The following is a 460-nucleotide window of genomic DNA, read 5'->3' on the forward strand; positions in this document are numbered from 1 at the left end:
GCCTAACACCTGAGTTAAGCCGCGCCGCGAAGCGGCGTCGGCTTGAATGAATTGTTAGATGCGCTCACGGTTGTGGGCCAGTGTATGTAGCCCACGATGGCAAGTTGTGTTTGCGAGCAAGGTAACGGAAATAGGTTGCCATGCATAAGCCAAATAGAACCCCGGCAGAAGCCGCAGCACTGAGAACCAGCCAAGTGGGAACGCCTTGGCGCGACCACATGAGGAGCCACATGAAAAGTCCCCAGAGGATGCCGAAGAGGCTGCCCGTGAAGAAAGTGGCTGACAAGAAGCCCATGAATAGTGGTGGAGGAAGGTCAATGCCAAGCCGCCAAAGCAACTTCCAGATAGGGGGCGCGGCAGTGGATGGTGAAACACCAAGCTCCGCCATGTGCTTTTGCATTCTTTCCAGTTTGTCGGTATGTGTCATGCGCATCTAACGCCTGAATTAAGCCGAGCCGCG

Annotated in this window: 1 protein-coding gene; it reads right to left on the reverse strand. The window is 55.2% G+C overall.

The window, feature by feature from the left end; all coding sequences use genetic code 11:
• Nucleotides 1-64 precede the first annotated feature (64 nt).
• On the reverse strand, nt 65-433 hold the full coding sequence (locus D0Y53_RS13320) for a DUF6404 family protein (RefSeq protein WP_425477035.1): 369 nt from the start codon (nt 431-433) through the stop codon (nt 65-67).
• Between the last annotated feature and the right edge of the window lie 27 nt (nt 434-460).

Source organism: Cognatiluteimonas weifangensis (genome assembly GCF_003416885.1).
Classification (GTDB): domain Bacteria; phylum Pseudomonadota; class Gammaproteobacteria; order Xanthomonadales; family Xanthomonadaceae; genus Cognatiluteimonas; species Cognatiluteimonas weifangensis.

Coding starts and splice junctions, on each gene's coding strand:
- D0Y53_RS13320 (WP_425477035.1), bottom strand. CDS start 433: ATGCGCATGACACATACCGACAAACTGGAAAGAATGCAAAAGCACATG.